Origin of the sequence: Actinomadura fibrosa (genome assembly GCF_900659615.1) — a bacterium.
GTDB lineage: Bacteria > Actinomycetota > Actinomycetes > Streptosporangiales > Streptosporangiaceae > Spirillospora > Spirillospora fibrosa.
In genome coordinates this window covers 42,894-58,318 of record NZ_CAACUY010000004.1, presented here as the reverse complement: position 1 = coordinate 58,318, position 15,425 = coordinate 42,894, and the positions used below count along the sequence as shown (strand labels likewise).

Genomic DNA, 15,425 nt, shown 5'->3' with positions numbered 1-15,425 from the left:
GATGTGACTTATGTCCGAAACTCGGGGGTGGGTCGTGATCCGCCCGGGGATTAATGTCACAATGACGATAATCGAACCCCGAGGAGGGCTCATGATCCCTTCCACTCTCGCGGCCCCCGCCCCCGGCTGGACCGCCGACACCGACGTCGTCGTCATCGGATCGGGCATCGCCGGCCTGGTCGCGGCGCTGCGCTGCCGCCCGCACGGCCGGGTCCTGCTCGTCACCAAGGCGCTCCTGGACGCCGGGTCCACCCGCTGGGCGCAGGGCGGGATCGCCGCCGCGCTCGCCCCCGACGACAGCCCCGCCGACCATCTCGCCGACACGCTGACCGCCGGCGTCGGGATCTGTGCCGAGGACGCGGTCCGGGTGCTCGTCACCGAGGGGCCCGGCGCCGTGCGCGACCTCATCGGGCTCGGCGCGGCGTTCGACCGGTCCGACGCGGGCGGCATCGCGCTGACCCGCGAGGGCGGCCACCACCGCCCCCGCATCGCGCACGCGGGCGGCGACGCCACCGGCGCGGAGATCAGCCGGGCCCTCCTCGCCGAGCTCAAGGACTCCGGCGTCGAGGTCATCGAGCACGCCCTGGTCCTCGACCTGCTGAAGGACGCCGCCGGACGCGCCGCCGGCATCACCCTGCACGTCATGGGGGAGGGGCAGCCCGGCGGCGTCGGCGCCGTCCGCGCCCGCGCCGTCGTCCTCGCCACCGGCGGGCTCGGCCAGGTGTACTCCGCCACGACCAATCCCGAGGTGTCCACGGGCGACGGCGTCGCGCTCGCGCTGCGCGCCGGGGCGGCCGTCGCCGACCTGGAGTTCGTCCAGTTTCACCCGACCGTGCTGTGGCTCGGCGACGGCGCGCGCGGCCAGCAGCCGCTGATCTCCGAGGCGGTGCGCGGCGAGGGCGCCCACCTCGTGGACGCCGCCGGCGTCCGGTTCATGCTCGGCCGGCACGAGCTCGCCGAGCTGGCCCCGCGCGACGTCGTCGCCAAGGCGATCACGAACCGGATGCGCGAGACCGGCGCGTCCCACATGCTGCTGGACGGGCGGCACCTCGGCGCCGCGACGTGGGAGAGGCGGTTCCCGACCATCCTGGCCGCCTGCCGGCACCACGGGATCGACCCCGTCACGGAGCCGATTCCGGTCGTCCCGGCCGCGCATTACGCCAGCGGCGGCGTCCGGACGGACCTGTACGGCCGCACGTCCGTCCCCGGCCTGTACGCGTGCGGCGAGGTCGCCTGCACCGGTGTGCACGGCGCCAACCGGCTCGCGTCGAACTCGCTGCTGGAGGGCCTCGTCTTCGCCGGACGGATCGCGGCGGCCCTCGCGGACGACCTCGCGGACGTGCCCGGACCGTCCGAGACCGTCGAGGGGCGCGGACGCCTGCTCGACCCGGCCCGCCGCGCCGACGTCCAGCGGATCATGACGGCCGGCGCCGGGGTGCTGCGCGACGCGGAGGGCCTGGACGCCGCCGCCCGCGAGCTGTCCGCGCTGGCGGCAGGGGAGCCCGCAGGGGCACCGGGAGTGGAGGCGTGGGAGGTCACCAACCTGCACACGGTCGCCTCCGCCATCGTCGCCGCCGCGCGCCGCCGCGAGGAGACCCGGGGCAGCCACTGGCGGCTGGACTTCCCCGAGCGCTCGGACGGCGAATGGCGCGGCCACCTGGTGACCCGGCTGGAGGGCGACGCCCTGACGACCACCTACGAACCCTTGGAAGGGGACCGCGCATGACACCGGAACTGGAACGGACGCTACGGGACGCGGGGCTCGATCCACAGGCTGTGGAAAAACTCGTCCGCACCGCGCTGGACGAAGACGGCGAGGTGGACGTGACCAGCGAGCCGATCTTCGCACCGGGGGACACCGCCACTGGAGACTTCGCGGCCCGCGAGGACGGGGTCGTGGCTGGCGTCCCGGTCGCCTGCGTCGTGTTCGAGCTGCTCGGCGTGGCGTACGAGCCGAAGGTCGCGGACGGGGAGCGCGTCACGGCGGGCCAGGTCCTGATCTCGGTCGCCGGTCCGACGCGGGCCGTGCTGCGCGCCGAGCGGACGGCCCTGAACCTGCTCACCCACCTGTCCGGGATCGCGACGGCCGCGCGCCGCTGGACGGACGCGATGGCCGGCACCAAGGCCCGGGTCCGCGACACCCGCAAGACGCTGCCCGGCCTCCGCGTCCTCCAGAAGTACGCCGTGCACCGGGGCGGCGGCGTCAACCACCGGATGGGCCTGCACGACGCGGCGCTGATCAAGGACAACCACATCGCGGCCGCCGGGTCGGTGACCAAGGCGTACGAGGCGGTCCGCGCCGCCTACCCGTCCCTGCACGTCCAGGTGGAGTGCGACACGCTCGCCCAGGTCGAGGAGGCGCTCGCCGCCGGGGCCGGCTCGATCCTGCTCGACAACATGACCGAGACCGAGATGGCCGAGGCGGTGCGGCTCGTCGCGGGCCGCGCGGAGCTGGAGGCGAGCGGGGGCCTTACCCTGGACAGGGCCCGAGACGTCGCCGTGACCGGTGTGGACTACCTTGCAGTCGGCGCGCTGACGCACTCGGCGCGCGTGTTCGACATCGGCCTTGACTTCACCTGACCAGCGGGGACCTGATGCTGCTCACTATCGACGTCGGTAACACCAATACCGTCCTCGGCCTGTTCGAGGGCGAGGAGGTGATCGAGCACTGGAGGATCAACACCGATCCGCGGCGCACCGCCGACGAGATCGCCGTGGTCCTCCAGGGGCTCGTCCAGCAGAGTCCCCTGCTGGCGGAGACCGACATCAGCGGCATCGCGCTGTGCTCCACCGTCCCGTCCGTCCTGCACGAGATGCGGGAGATGTGCCGCCGCTACTACGGCGACGTGTCCGCCGTGATCGTGGAGCCCGGCGTCAAGACCGGGGTGCCCGTCCGGATGGACAACCCCAAGGAGGTCGGCGCCGACCGGATCGTGAACGCGCTGGCCGCCGTGCACCTGCACGGCGGCCCCGCGATCGTCGTCGACTTCGGCACCGCCACCACCTTCGACGCCGTCTCCGCCAAGGGCGAGTACGTGGGCGGCGCGATCGCGCCCGGCATCGAGATCTCGATCGACGCGCTGTCGTCCCGCGGCGCCCAGCTCCACAAGATCGAGCTGGTCCGGCCGCGGAGCGTGATCGCGAAGAACACCGTCGAGGCGCTCCAGTCCGGGATCATCTTCGGCTTCGCCGGGCAGGTGGACGGCATCGTCGAGCGGATGTCGGAGGAGCTCACCGACGACCCCGGCGAGGTGACGATCATCGCGACCGGCGGGCTGGCGCCGCTCGTCCTGGAGGAGTCCCGCTGCATCGACGAGTACGAGCCCTGGCTCACGCTCGTCGGCCTTCGCCTGATCTACGAGCGCAACACGCCCTGACCCGCGCGCCTCGACGGTTACGGGGTCGCCGGGGTGCGGGCGAGGCGCAGCAGGCGGACGAGCTCGGCGTGCGGGCCGATGACGTAGGCGCCGTCACCGGAACCGAGGTGGTCGTCGCCACCCGCCGGCAGCCGCGGACGCGCGCCGTCCCGGGCCAGCGCCAGCACCCGGATCCGCTCCGGCAGCCGCCGCAGCGCCGTGCCCTGGAGGGCGCTGCCCGGCGTGACCGTGAACCGCCCGGCCATCAGCGGGCGCCCCTCGGCGGTGAACGTGCCGAGGACGTCCAGCCCGAGCGCCGCGCCCACGAACCACGGGGCGGCCAGCTCCGCCGTCGAGCGGACGGAGTCGAAGCCGAAGCGGTCCGCCAGCGTCCGCGCGAGCGTCCGGTCGAAGATCCGCGGCACGACCGGCACCCGGTGCCAGCGCTCGCCGAGCTCGTTGCGCAGCGCCAGCGCGGTCTCGATGTTGACCAGGTCGTCGCTGGTCAGCACCGCGACCGCGGCGGCGCGCGCGATCCCCGCGGCGGCCAGCGTGGCGGGCACGGTCGCGTCCCCGAAGATCACCGGGACGTCGAGCGCCCGCGCCTGGTCGAGGAAGGCGCTGTCGTCGTCGCGCTCGATCACCACCACCTCGTGGCCGTGCGAGCGCAGCGCCGCCATCGTGGCGACGCCGATCGTGCCGAGCCCCGCGATCACGATGTGCCCGGACAGCCGGGCCGCCCTGCGCCGCCCCGAGGAGCGCTCCAGCCGCCGGCTGACCAGCAGGTCCGTCAGGTACGCGAGCAGGACGGCCGTGTTCGTCACGCCGAGCAGCATCAGCCCGGTCGCGTAGATCCGCAGCCAGGTCGGCTGCTCGGCGAACGAGAAGTCGCCGAACCCGACCGTGGCGATCGTCTCGATGCTGAAGTACAGGCCGTCCAGCGGGCTCATGCCGGGGGTGGCGTACCCGTGCCAGAGGACGACCGTGGACGCCGCCACGAGCAGCACCATCGAGGCGAGGGCCCGGCGCAGGCCCGGTCCGGCCTCGTCCGCGACCCAGCGGATCCTGTCCAGGAGGGAGCCGCGCCAGGACGGCCTCGTGCCCGGGTCCCGGCCGCCGACGGCGAAGCCCTGGGCGACGAGTTCGTCCTCGACGCCCATCACCGTGATGCCGTCCCCCTCCCGGACAGGCTCGTCCCGGGGCGGGCAGAGCCGCACCTCACCGCCCGAGGAGACCGCCAGGGGCGCGGTACCGGCGCCGCACAGGTCCCGTAGGGCGCCGTCGCGCTCCGCCCGGGTCGAGGCGACGACGAACCGGACGCCGCCGAGCACCAGGCTCTGCATGTCGCCGCCCAGGCACGCTTCCGCGACGGACGGCGCCGACAGGGCCGCCACGTCCAGGACGGCCCCCGGACCCGCGTCCTCCGCGAGGGCCCGCCCGACCGCCGCGTTCCGGATGTGGGTGACCACCCGCAGGTCCGCCCGCATCTCCCGGGCGACCAGCGAGATCTCCAGGTTCCGCAGGTCCGTGCGCTCGACGCAGATGACCGCCAGCGCGCCCGCCGCGCCCGCCTCGGACAGGGTCTCCGCCGGGACGGCCTTGCCGTTCAGCTGCGGAACGCCCCATCCCCGCACCACGTGCCGCAGCCGCGGATCGTCCTCGTCGTCCACGACGACGACCCGCTCCCCGGCCTCTCTGAGCTGCTCGACGATGCGGAGCCCGAGGCTTTGGAGGCCCCAGACGATCACGTGTCCCGTCCAGTTCTCGTACGCGTCGTCGACCATGGCCGGAACCCTACGCAGGCGACGCGTCCCCGGGCCGCCGTCCGGCACGCCGCCGAAAACCGGTGCGCGGGAGGTCGGGCGGGCTCGGTAGCCTTGGGCCGTGAGTGACGAGACCCTCGATGACCTTCCGGAGCAGATGCGCGTCCGCCGGGAGAAGCTCGACCGGCTCCGCGAGAGCGGGATCGACCCCTACCCGGTGACCTTCCCGCGCACGGCGACGATCGCCGAGATCCGCGCGAAACACCCGGACCTGGAGCCGGGCACCGAGACGGGCGAGCGGGTCGGCGTCACCGGTCGGGTCATGCTCGTCCGCAACACCGGCAAGCTGTGCTTCGCCACCATCCGGGACGGCTCGGGCGACCTCCAGATCATGCTGTCGCTGGCCAACGTCGGGCAGGAGCAGCTCGACTTCTGGAAGCGCGAGGTCGACCTCGGCGACCACATCGGCGTCGAGGGCGAGGTGATCACGTCCCGCCGCGGCGAGCTGTCGGTCATGGCCGACCGCTTCGCGATCACATCGAAGTGCCTGCGGCCGCTGCCCGACAAGCACGCAGGGCTCACCGACCCCGAGGCGCGGGTCCGGCAGCGTTACGTCGACCTGATCGTCAACGACGAGGCCCGGAAGATGGCGCTGATCCGCAGCGCGACCGTCCGCGCGGCCCGGGACTTCTGGCACGAGGAGGGGTACCTCGAAGTCGAGACCCCGATGCTCCAGCCGGTCCACGGCGGGGCCGCGGCGCGCCCGTTCACGACGCACATCAACGCCTACGACCTGGACCTCTACCTGCGCATCGCGATCGAGCTGTACCTCAAGCGGCTCGTCGTCGGCGGCATCGAGAAGGTCTTCGAGATCAACCGGAACTTCCGGAACGAGGGCGCGGACTCCACGCACAACCCGGAGTTCACGATGCTGGAGGCGTACGGCACCTACCTCGACTACAACGACATGGCCGACCTGACCCAGCGGATGTACCAGAAGGCCGTCGTGGCCGCCCTGGGCACCACCGTGGTCCGGCATGGCGACGTCGAGGTCGACCTCGGCCTGCCCGAGTGGCCGCGCATCACCCTGTACGGGGCGGTGTCGGAGGCGCTCGGCGAGGAGGTCACGCCGCACACGCCGATCGAGGCCGTCCGCAAGCTCGCGGACGCGCGCGGCGTCTCCTGGGACCCCAAGTGGGGGCAGGGCAAGCTCGTCCAGGAGGTGTTCGAGGAACTGGTCGAGCACACCCTCGTCCAGCCGACGTTCGTCATGGACTACCCGCTGGAGACGTCCCCGCTGACCCGCCAGCACCGCGCGGAGCCGCTGCTCACCGAGAAGTGGGACCTCATCGGCTTCGGGACGGAGCTCGGCACCGCCTACTCCGAGCTGGTCGACCCGATCGAGCAGCGCCGCCGGCTCACCGAGCAGTCGCTGCTCGCGGCGGGCGGCGACCCCGAGGCCATGCAGCTCGACGAGGACTTCCTCCGCGCGCTGGAGTACGCGATGCCCCCGACGGGCGGCGTCGGCGTCGGCATCGACCGGATGATCATGGCGTTCACCGGCAAGGGCATCCGCGACACGATCCTGTTCCCGCTCGTCAAGCCGGAGGCCTGAGCGTCACCGGGAGGGCTCGCAGACCGCGCAGCACGAGGTTGTCGCGGTAGGCGAGCTCCCCGGGGACGAGCGCCACGTCCCGCTCGAACAGCTTGCGGAGCGCGATCTCGCCCTCCAGCCGGGCGAGCGGCGCACCTAGACAGAAGTGAATGCCGTGGCCGAACGCGAGGTGGCGTGGCGCGTCCCGCCCCTCGGCGTAGCGGAACGGGTCCAGCCGGTCGGGGTCGGCGAACACGGCCGGGTCCCGGTTGGCGGCGCCGGTCAGCAGCAGGACCAGCCGCCCCGCCTCGATGAGCGTGCCGTCCAGCTCGACGTCCTCCAGCGCCGCGCGCAGGGTGAGCTGCACGGGCGGGTCGTAGCGGAGCAACTCCTCGACGACCGCGGGCACGGCCTCCGGACGGCTCCGGACCGCCGCGAGGTGCTCCGGGGCGCGCAGCAGCGCGAGCGCGCCGTTCCCGATGAGGTTGACGGTCGTCTCGTGGCCCGCGACGAGCAGCAGCACGCACGTCGCGAGCAGCTCCTCCTCCGTGAGGACGTCGCCGCCGTCCGACACGCCCACGAGCGCGCTCAGCAGGTCGTCGCGCGGCTCCGCGCGTCGCAGCGCCGCCAGCTCGCGGAAGTACGCCGCGAACTCCGCGCGCGCCTCGTCCCGCCGCGTGATCTCCGCGTCCGGCAGCAGGAAGTCGGGGTCGAGCCCGCGCGCGAGGCTGTCGGACCAGCCCCGGAACAGGTCGCGGTCCCGCGCGGGGACGCCGAGCATCTCGCTGATCACGATGACCGGCAGCGGGTACGCCAGCGCGGCGATCAGGTCGGTCTCGCCGGACGCGCCGCCCAGCAGCTCGTCCACCAGGGCCTCGATCCGGGGCCGCAGCCGCTCCACGAGCCGCGGCGTGAACGCCTTGCTGACGAGCCGCCGGAGCCGCGTGTGGTCCGGCGGGTCGAGGGTCAGGAACGAGCGGCGCCGCACGGGCGCCTCGCGCCAGAGACCCCCGTTCTGCGGCCTGTGCCCGAAGCGGGGATCGCGCAGCACCCGCTCGCACAGCTCGTAGGACGTGGTGACCCACAGCCCGACGGCCGTCCTCCGCAGGCGCCCGCCCGCCGCGAGGGCCCGGTAGTGCGGGTAGGGGTCGGCGCGGAACGCCGGATCGGACGGGTCGAAACCGAGGATCGCCGCCGCCTCGGGAGCCGCCTCCGGAGCCGCTGGAGGGGCCGCCTCCGGAGCCGCCTCAGGGGGCGGCGTGTCCGTCGCCGCCCGCACGGCCGGTCGTGCCGCTTCCTCCATGGGGGCAAGTCATCCCGATTTGAGATGCGATGTCAATAGCGGCGACCGGGCGGAGGTCCGTCAGGCGGACTCGCGGATCCGCAGCTCGGGCGCGAGGACGACCTGCCGGTGCTGGTGCGCCTTGCCCTCGCGCATCTCGGCGAGGGCCAGCTCCGCCGCCTCCCAGCCCAGCTCGCGGCGCGGCTGGCGGATCGTGGTCAGCGGGACGGCGGCGCTCGCGGCCAGCTCGATGTCGTCGTAGCCGACGACCGCGATGTCCTCCGGGACCCGCACCCCGAGCCGGGTCAGCTCGTTGACCAGCCCGATGGCGAGCAGGTCGTTCGCGCAGAACACGCCGTCCGGCAGCGGCGACATCCGCACGATGCGCTGCGCAGCGGCCTGCCCCTCGCCCGGGCTCAGCGCCTCCTGGACGAGCGTGTCCGGCCTGCGGAACCCCGCCTCCGCGACCGTGCGGGCGGCGCCGTCGCGGCGCTCGACGCACGGGCGCGGCTCCGGGCTGCCCGTCACGAACAGGATCCGCTCGCGGCCGAGGCCGAGCAGGTGGGCGGCGGCGATCTCCCCGCCGGCGACGTGGTCGACCTGGGCCGCGCACGCGTCCAGCTCGCCGTGGTCGATCAGCACCACGGCGAGGCCCGCGGCGCGCAGCCGCGTCACGTCGGCGGCGCGGAGCCCGACCGGGATGATCAGCACGCCGGCGGTGTTCTGCTCCTCCAGCAGTTCCAGCGAGCGCCGCTCCTTGGCCGCGGACCGGTCGCTGGACAGCCAGAGGGCGTCGTGCCCCGCGGCGTTGAGCGCGTGCTCGGCCCCCCGCACGACCTCCGTCGCGTAGGGGTTGGCGAGGTCCTCGACGACGACGCCGAAGGCGCGCCGCGGCTCGTCGCCGAACTCGCCCGCGGTGCGGTCGCGGCCCTGCCGGAGCCGTCGGGCGGACTCGTTCCGGACGAATCCGAGCTCCTCGATCGCCGCGCGGACGCGGTCACGGGTCGCTTCGGCCACGAGATCTGGCCGGTTTAGGACATTCGAAACGGTCCCAACTGAGACTCCGGCACGCCTCGCGACCTCTCGAATACTGGTCTGTGGCAACTCGCTCCTCGTCCGCCCCGCGACTGTTCTCGCAGGTAGTGGAGTTTTGCATATCCAGCCCTCGCACCGCTGGTCACACAGTGCGACCAAACGAGCACGTACGGCACTTGACCGGCGCTTGACGGGCCGGATCCGGCCGCCTAGCGTTCCGAGCCGAAGCGTAGCTTGAAACGATTCACGATCTTCGTCCGCGGCGAGATCAGTTGAGTCCAATTCGAGAGGGGGCGGGTTGGGATGGCTGGCGATCTTGATCTGTCCCCGGCGGAGCGCATCCCGAGCCCGGTTCGGTCCACGTGCTGGTGGGCGGCCCCGGAACCGGGAGCGCGACGTCCGGACGGCCAACGAGTGAATCGTCACCCGGAGTTCCCCCGCTCGACCCCGCAATCGGCCCATCGGCCACCTCCGGCCAAGCGCGTGAGACAGAGAAGGAACCAGATGATCTAAGTCCGGATGGCTCCGGACCCGGCAACCCAACGCGTACGCATCGAGGCCCAACCCGTGCCTGTGCAGCGGACGGCTGCATCCCCGCGGTCATCAACCACGGACGAGGGAGGACGGAGTGGAACAGGCCACACTCTTGCGACGTGGCACCGACGATCTGAGGCTCAGCGACGAGGAGATTCGGCTGCTCGCCCAGATCGCCAGCGGTGTCACCGCCGATGTGGCGGCACGCAAGCTGGAACTGAGCGCGCGGACCTTGCGCCGCCGGTTGCGGACGATCTGCGACCGGCTGGAGGTCAACACCCCTATCGAGGCCGTGGTGTGGGCGGCCCGAAGGCAGCTCATCTAGCAGCGGCTCATCCAGCAGCACCGATCGCCCGTCAGGGGACGGCGGGCGTCACCCGAGACAACAGGCGGCCGAACTCATGCGAACCCCGTCCGACCCCGCAGCGGCGGCGCCGCCGGCCTGACAGGTAGGTCCCTGCAGCAGGCGTCGCCGCGGACGTAGTTCGCACCGACACGAATCCCATCCAGCGCAGTTCGACGAGAAGAACCCAACCTGAGGGTCAGGGCGGCCCGGACGATGTGCATCCCAGCCCATCCGGTCCGAACCGTCCACGCTCCACCCGATGCCCCCCGCCCGTAGCCCGGGCGCCGGCGCGGGTCGACGGGTCAGGCGACCCGGACTCCGCCGGCGAACGGACGCCCCGCCATCGGCGCGATCTTCACGACGTCGCCCGTGTGCGGCGCGTGCAGCATCTTCCCGCCGCCCACGTACATCCCCATGTGGTGCAGGTCGGAGTAGAAGAACACCAGGTCGCCCGGCTGGAGCTCGCTCTCGGACACGTGCGTCCCGGCGTTCCACTGGCTGCCGGTGTAGTGCGGCAGGTTGATGCCCACCTGCTTGTAGGCCCACATCGTCAGGCCGCTGCAATCGAAGGTGCTCGGGCCTGCGGCCCCCCACACGTACGGACGGCCGATCTTGCTCATCGCGAGCCGGAGCGCCTGCGCGGCCTTGCCGGAGCCGATCACGGGCAGCTTCGCGAGCTGGGACGGGTCCTGCTTGACGATCTTGCCGCGGATCTTCTCGTACGCCGAGCTGACCTTCTTGCGCTGCGCGTCGAGCTGCCCGCGCAGCTGCGACACCTGCTGGGCCCGGTCGTCGGCGGCCTTGCGCGCGCGCTGGGCGGCCTGCATGGCCTGCATCAGCCCCAGCACCTTCGTGCTGTCCTGGGTGGCGAAGTAGTTGAGCGTGGCCGCCTGGTCGAGGACGGCCTGCGGGTCCTGCGAGGCGACGAAGGAGACGGTCGGGTCGGAGCTGCCCTGCATGTAGCTCGTGGCGGCGAGCGCGCCGACCTTCTCGCGGATGCCCTTGAGCTCCTTCTCCTGGCGCTTGGCGTTGTCGGTGGCGACCTTGGCCGCCCGCTGCGACTGCTGGAGCTTGACCTTCAGGCCGTTGTACTGCTCGGTCAGCTGCTCAAGCTGGTCGGCCAGCTTCGTGGCCTGGGAGGTGAGCTCCTTCGTCGAGGGCTCCGGGTCGGCGTGGGCCGTGTGCGGTGAGAGCGCGTTCGGGGCGAGCGACAGCGCGGCGAGAGCGCCGGCCACGGTGATCGCCCGGCCGCGGAGCCGGGTCGTCCGCCGGTTCCGTGCCCGTGCGGGGCGTGAAAAGGATGCAGGCCGCGGTGGCTCCACCAATTCTCCTCTCCTCGTCCGCCTACCGAGTTAGCTGACGGGTTCGGGCCGGAGCAGCCCGTCCGCGGCTCGCGTGGATGGGCCCACGCGCTCCGCGGATTCACCCCTGACGGAGCCCGCGCAGGGCTGCCCCTGAGTGGTCCGAAAGTGGGTCCCCGGCTCCGCGGGGCGCTGGTTGCGGCCCGAGGACTCGGCGGTGCGGCCTCCGGTGTGCGGATGGCCGACGTCAGCGCAGGACACTAACGGAACCGGCATTGGATGCCAACCAGAACATGCGAATTGGCAGGTCGAGACGTCCGTTGGTGGAGGAGGAACCACTTCCGCCCGTCACGACGCGTGTGGACGACGTCACTTTTCCGTCGATACGGAACGTGGACTAGTCGTTTCTGTCTAGTCACCGGTACGGCCCCGTCACCACGCCGCCGCCGCGCCGCGCCGGGCACCGGCATCGGGCCGGGCGCCGGTCTTCGATAATCTCGCCTGTTTGTGGAAGTCGTAGTCAGGCGCGCTCGCACCGCCGACGTGCCGGAGATCCGCAGGCTGGTCGACCTGTACGCGGGCTCGGGGCGGCGGATGCTCAAGAAGTCCACCGTGACCCTGTACGAGGACGTCCAGGAGTTCTGGGTCGCGGAGGACCTCCAGAAGGGCGGCCCGGGACCCGTCATCGGCTGCGGTGCCCTGCACGTGATGTGGGAGGACCTGGCCGAGGTCCGCTCGGTCGCGGTGGAGAAGGGGTACGGCGGCCGCGGCATCGGCCACCGGATCGTCGCCCAGCTCCTGCGGACCGCGCGCGAGCTCGGCGTCCGGCGGGTCTTCTGCCTTACCTTTGAGGTGGAGTTCTTCGCGCGCCACGGCTTCAAGCCGATCCTCGGGACCCCGGTGGCGCCAGAGGTGTACGAGGAGCTTCTTCGCTCCTACGACGAAGGCGTGGCAGAGTTCCTGGACCTCGACCGGGTCAAGCCGAATACGTTGGGCAACACCCGGATGTTGCTTCGCCTGGAGGACTGACCCAATGAGCGATTCCCCCCACCGCGGGCGGCCTTCCCAGCCCCCGCAGGGGCAGGGGTCCTACGGACCGCCGCCCCCGTACCAAGGTCCCCAGTGGCAGCAGCCCTCGCAGAACCCCCCGCCGGCGCGCCAGTGGCAGCAGCCGCGGCAGGACCAGTGGCAGCAGCAGCCGTCCCAGGACCCCTCGTACGACCAGTCCTACGGGCAGTCCTATGACCAGCCGTACGAGCAGCCGTACGAGCAGTACGGCGGCTCCGGCGACCCGGCGGACCTGCCGCTGGCCCCGATCTACCGCCGCGCGGGCGCGCGCCTCATGGACAACGCCCTCGTCGCGGTCTTCGGCTTCGCGCTCGTCCTGCCGGTCACGGTCGGGGTGCTCGGGCTGGGCAAGGCCGGCAGCAAGGCCGACGACGAGGGCGGCATCTGGAACTGGCCGATCATCTTCACGCTCTTCTGCGTGCTGTCGATCCTGCCGTTCATCTACGAGGCCGTGCAGCTGTCGATGTGGGGACGGACGCTCGGCAAGCGCGTCCTCGGCCTGGGCGTCGTCCAGGTCCGCCCCGCCGGCGCCCCGCTGACGACGACGCAGGCCGTGTGGCGCGCCGGGATCACCCACGTCGCCTACCAGCTCGGCGTCTTCTTCTTCCTCGTCCTCGCGGTGATGGTCTGGAGCTACGCCGCCTACGGGATGCTCCTCGTCTGGGCAGGCGCGCTGATGGCCTACCTGTGGGCGATCTGGGACCAGCCGCTCCACCAGGCGCTCCATGACCGCTTCGCCGGGACCATCGTCATCGACGAGCGCGCCGGCGACGGCGAGTACTCCGAGTACGCGGAGTAAGGCGGCGATGGCGGCGTCGCGGCAGGCGCGGAACCCCCAGGAGCCCGGGGACGAGGACGACCTCCCGTCACCTGCGGAGGAGGCGCCCCTCGCAGAGGCGCCCATCGAGGAGGCGCCGGTCGGCACGGCGTCCACGGACGGAGTCGGCGCGGACGAGAGCCTCGCGGGAGCGGCGCTGGGGACGGCGGTGCTGGCGGAACCGGGCCAGCGTCTCCTGGCGCGCATCGTCGACACGCTGATCGTCGGGCTGCCCGTCATCATCGTCGTCCGGGAGCTGGTCTCCGGCCACGACGTGGACGTCGTGGCCCCGCCCGCCGTGGCGGGGTGCCTCCTGCTGTACGAGGCCGTCCAGCTCGCCGTCTGGGGACGGACGCTCGGCAAGCGCTTCGCCGGCATCGAGGTCGTCGCCGCCGACGCGATCGCGGCGGAGTCACCCACCGGGGAGGCGCCCACCGGCGAGTCGTCCGCCCCGGAGAGGGCCGCTGAGGGGGCGACGCGCGGTGGGCTGGGCGTCCTCCGGTCCGTGCTGCGCGCGGCGGTCTACGCGCTGCCGATCGCGGTGCGTCCCGTCCCGGTGCTCGGTCTCGTGGCCGGTGTCCTGTGGGTCGTGAACGCGGGCCTCATGTACGAGGGCGCACGCCGTCAGACGGGTCACGACAGGCTCGCAGGGACCCTCGTGGTGAAACGACCGCCTTCCCCCGCCGAGCCATCTCCAGGCGCTTCAGCGCCCCTCTAGGCCGCGCCCAGCCGGTTCTGCGCGGCGCGCCCGTGTCCTTGCCCGGGTCGTGTGGAGCCCGGGCGCGAGTTGAGCTTCGCACGCCCGATGATCCGTAGAAGGCATTGCGGGACGAAATCGCTCATGTCAGGCGCTCGCATGTTCGCTCGGCGCGGGGTGCGGCTCCGCCCTCGCCATCGCGCCGTCGTTCCGTCCGTATCCGGGGCGGGTGCGCGCAGGGGTCGGCCCATGTCCAGGCCGAGTTCGCGCTTTCCCTTGTCCTGTAGGGGTTTCGCGGTTGGACGGTCCACTTCCGCAGGCCCCGGACAAGCGGCCCGGAGGAGTCATATGGAGGCCCGCGCCCCCGGCGGGGAAACGGGGCGGAGCGGTGAATGCCGGGTCCGTTCCGGCCGCGGGCGCGGATTCGGGGCGGATGTGCCGAGCTCCGGACGTGCCCTCCGGTTTGGGAGTTGCTTCCCAGGACCGTACGGACCGGCTTCTTAGGGGCGGCGAACTGGCCTCAGTCGGGGCGTCGTTGCGCTTGGAACGGACCTTTCGGTCCACGCCCCGGGCGGGAGGGCTCGGCGCGGCGCCGCGCGGCTCGCATCTTGGACGCGGGGTTGAAGAAGGGGCCCGCGGAGTGGGATTGTGCCGCTTATCCTCTGATTTGGGGATGGGACGGGAGGTCGGCGGCGTTCGGCGGCGGCGGCGGATCGTGACTTGCCGTCACGCGCCGGCGGCAACCAATTTTCGCCGGCGGCCGTCTCGTCGTTATCGAGCCACATCCGCCGGTGGAGGCGCTGCTCACCCGGCGGGCGGCGCCCGCCGGGCCGGACCGCGCATTCGCCTGCCCGGTGGGCCGGTTAGTGCCGTTACGTCAGGGTTAATCGTTGGCGGCGGGGTCGGTGATGCCCCGCCGGTTAAGGCCCCGGCGGGCGCTTTTCCGGCCGGTGGCTCACCCCCCGGAAAGCCCGGCCCCCCCGAAACCCGGGCCAATGCCGGAACGACGACCCAGGTCAGGGCCGGTGAGCGGTGACGTCGGTCACGCCGAAATCCCCTCCGCGGACGCCGCCCGGGCGGCAATTCGCGCCCCGCGCGCGGGGGCCGGCCGGGTCCGGCGGCGTCCGCGTGCCGGATTCGGTACCCGCAGTTACCGCCGCGGAGAAGCTTCATCGTGAGTGTTGAATTGTCATGGGCAGACCGTCCGGTATATCTTTGTCAACCGAATGCAGTTTGCTCCAGCCGAAAGGTCTGTCCTCATGGCACAGAAGGTTCAGGTGCTTCTCGTCGACGACCTCGACGGTGGCGAGGCGGACGAGACCGTAGCGTTCTCGATCGACGGCGCCTCCTACGAGATCGACCTGAGTGGCGCCAACGCAAAGAAGCTGCGGGATTCTCTGCAGCCGTTCGTGGAGAAGTCGCGCAAGGCCGGCACCGTGACCCGGCGGCGCCGCCAGCGCGGCGCGTCCAGCCGCGAGCGCAGCGCCGAGATCCGCGCCTGGGCCAAGAACAATGGCATCAAGGTCAACGAGCGCGGCAGGATCCCGGCCACCGTGATCGAACAGTACGAGGCGGCGAACTGATCCGTCGGTCCGTCGGCGGCCCGTCTCCGTTCGCGGGGCGGGCCGTTCG

General features: G+C 72.3%; 13 protein-coding genes and 1 riboswitch. Of the genes, 9 read left to right on the top strand and 4 right to left on the bottom strand.

What is annotated here, in order from left to right:
* Window positions 1-91: 91 nt before the first annotated feature.
* The 3 genes from E1300_RS02750 to E1300_RS02740 are packed head-to-tail and all read left to right on the top strand — an operon-like array spanning window position 92 to window position 3,377.
* Window positions 92-1,726, top strand: a complete 1,635-nt coding sequence (locus E1300_RS02750; protein WP_131755256.1) for an L-aspartate oxidase — start codon at window positions 92-94, stop codon at window positions 1,724-1,726.
* A complete protein-coding gene (gene nadC / locus E1300_RS53680) occupies window positions 1,723-2,580 on the top strand; it encodes a carboxylating nicotinate-nucleotide diphosphorylase (RefSeq protein WP_131755255.1) in 858 nt (285 codons plus the stop codon). Before E1300_RS02750 ends, nadC begins: the two co-directional genes overlap by 4 nt.
* Before the next feature lie 14 nt (window positions 2,581-2,594).
* Window positions 2,595-3,377: a type III pantothenate kinase gene (locus tag E1300_RS02740; RefSeq protein WP_131755254.1), complete on the top strand. Its 783-nt coding sequence runs from the start codon at window positions 2,595-2,597 to the stop codon at window positions 3,375-3,377.
* A 17-nt stretch (window positions 3,378-3,394) separates the two neighbouring features.
* Here E1300_RS02740 and E1300_RS02735 read toward each other — a convergent pair whose 3' ends face one another.
* Window positions 3,395-5,140: an NAD-binding protein gene (locus tag E1300_RS02735; RefSeq protein ID WP_131755253.1), complete on the bottom strand. Its 1,746-nt coding sequence runs from the start codon at window positions 5,138-5,140 to the stop codon at window positions 3,395-3,397.
* Between the two features lie 136 nt (window positions 5,141-5,276).
* Between E1300_RS02735 and lysX the strand changes: the two genes are divergently transcribed.
* Complete coding sequence (gene lysX / locus E1300_RS02730) at window positions 5,277-6,734, top strand: bifunctional lysylphosphatidylglycerol synthetase/lysine--tRNA ligase LysX (protein ID WP_242618917.1); 1,458 nt, start codon at window positions 5,277-5,279, stop codon at window positions 6,732-6,734.
* On the opposite strand, the gene E1300_RS02725 is transcribed toward lysX, so the two are convergent.
* Entirely contained in the window at window positions 6,718-8,016 is a 1,299-nt protein-coding gene (locus tag E1300_RS02725) for a cytochrome P450 (protein WP_131755251.1), read from the bottom strand. The two genes, lysX and E1300_RS02725, sit on opposite strands and share 17 nt — an antisense overlap.
* Before the next feature lie 60 nt (window positions 8,017-8,076).
* Window positions 8,077-9,492 (bottom strand): LacI family DNA-binding transcriptional regulator, encoded by a 1,416-nt coding sequence (locus tag E1300_RS02720; RefSeq protein WP_131755250.1) that lies wholly within the window; start codon window positions 9,490-9,492, stop codon window positions 8,077-8,079.
* 166 nt (window positions 9,493-9,658) lie between these two features.
* Here E1300_RS02720 and E1300_RS02715 point away from each other — a divergent pair, with 166 nt between their 5' ends.
* Window positions 9,659-9,889 (top strand): LuxR C-terminal-related transcriptional regulator, encoded by a 231-nt coding sequence (locus tag E1300_RS02715; protein ID WP_131755249.1) that lies wholly within the window; start codon window positions 9,659-9,661, stop codon window positions 9,887-9,889.
* A gap of 323 nt (window positions 9,890-10,212) precedes the next feature.
* Here E1300_RS02715 and E1300_RS02710 read toward each other — a convergent pair whose 3' ends face one another.
* Entirely contained in the window at window positions 10,213-11,145 is a 933-nt protein-coding gene (locus E1300_RS02710) for an NlpC/P60 family protein (RefSeq protein WP_165502648.1), read from the bottom strand.
* Between the two features lie 90 nt (window positions 11,146-11,235).
* Window positions 11,236-11,425: riboswitch (cyclic di-AMP (ydaO/yuaA leader) on the bottom strand.
* Between the two features lie 293 nt (window positions 11,426-11,718).
* Between E1300_RS02710 and E1300_RS02705 the strand changes: the two genes are divergently transcribed.
* The 4 genes from E1300_RS02705 (at window position 11,719) to E1300_RS02690 (ending at window position 15,376) form a co-directional block, all read left to right on the top strand.
* On the top strand, window positions 11,719-12,240 hold the full coding sequence (locus E1300_RS02705; protein ID WP_370784340.1) for an amino-acid N-acetyltransferase: 522 nt from the start codon (window positions 11,719-11,721) through the stop codon (window positions 12,238-12,240).
* Window positions 12,241-12,244: 4 nt separating this feature from the next.
* Complete coding sequence (locus tag E1300_RS02700; protein ID WP_131755247.1) at window positions 12,245-13,078, top strand: RDD family protein; 834 nt, start codon at window positions 12,245-12,247, stop codon at window positions 13,076-13,078.
* 7 nt (window positions 13,079-13,085) lie between these two features.
* Window positions 13,086-13,814 carry an RDD family protein gene (locus E1300_RS02695; protein ID WP_131755246.1) on the top strand — a complete coding sequence of 243 codons (729 nt, stop codon included), beginning with the start codon at window positions 13,086-13,088 and terminating at the stop codon, window positions 13,812-13,814.
* A 1,238-nt stretch (window positions 13,815-15,052) separates the two neighbouring features.
* Window positions 15,053-15,376 (top strand): histone-like nucleoid-structuring protein Lsr2, encoded by a 324-nt coding sequence (locus E1300_RS02690; protein WP_131755245.1) that lies wholly within the window; start codon window positions 15,053-15,055, stop codon window positions 15,374-15,376.
* The last annotated feature ends 49 nt before the right edge of the window (window positions 15,377-15,425 follow it).

Coding starts and splice junctions, on each gene's coding strand:
- E1300_RS02740 (WP_131755254.1), top strand. CDS start 2,595: ATGCTGCTCACTATCGACGTCGGTAACACCAATACCGTCCTCGGCCTG.
- E1300_RS02750 (WP_131755256.1), top strand. CDS start 92: ATGATCCCTTCCACTCTCGCGGCCCCCGCCCCCGGCTGGACCGCCGAC.
- E1300_RS02700 (WP_131755247.1), top strand. CDS start 12,245: ATGAGCGATTCCCCCCACCGCGGGCGGCCTTCCCAGCCCCCGCAGGGG.
- E1300_RS02720 (WP_131755250.1), bottom strand. CDS start 9,492: ATGGGCCGATTGCGGGGTCGAGCGGGGGAACTCCGGGTGACGATTCAC.
- lysX (WP_242618917.1), top strand. CDS start 5,277: ATGCGCGTCCGCCGGGAGAAGCTCGACCGGCTCCGCGAGAGCGGGATC.
- E1300_RS02690 (WP_131755245.1), top strand. CDS start 15,053: ATGGCACAGAAGGTTCAGGTGCTTCTCGTCGACGACCTCGACGGTGGC.
- E1300_RS02725 (WP_131755251.1), bottom strand. CDS start 8,016: ATGGAGGAAGCGGCACGACCGGCCGTGCGGGCGGCGACGGACACGCCG.
- E1300_RS02735 (WP_131755253.1), bottom strand. CDS start 5,140: ATGGTCGACGACGCGTACGAGAACTGGACGGGACACGTGATCGTCTGG.
- E1300_RS02695 (WP_131755246.1), top strand. CDS start 13,086: ATGGCGGCGTCGCGGCAGGCGCGGAACCCCCAGGAGCCCGGGGACGAG.
- nadC (WP_131755255.1), top strand. CDS start 1,723: ATGACACCGGAACTGGAACGGACGCTACGGGACGCGGGGCTCGATCCA.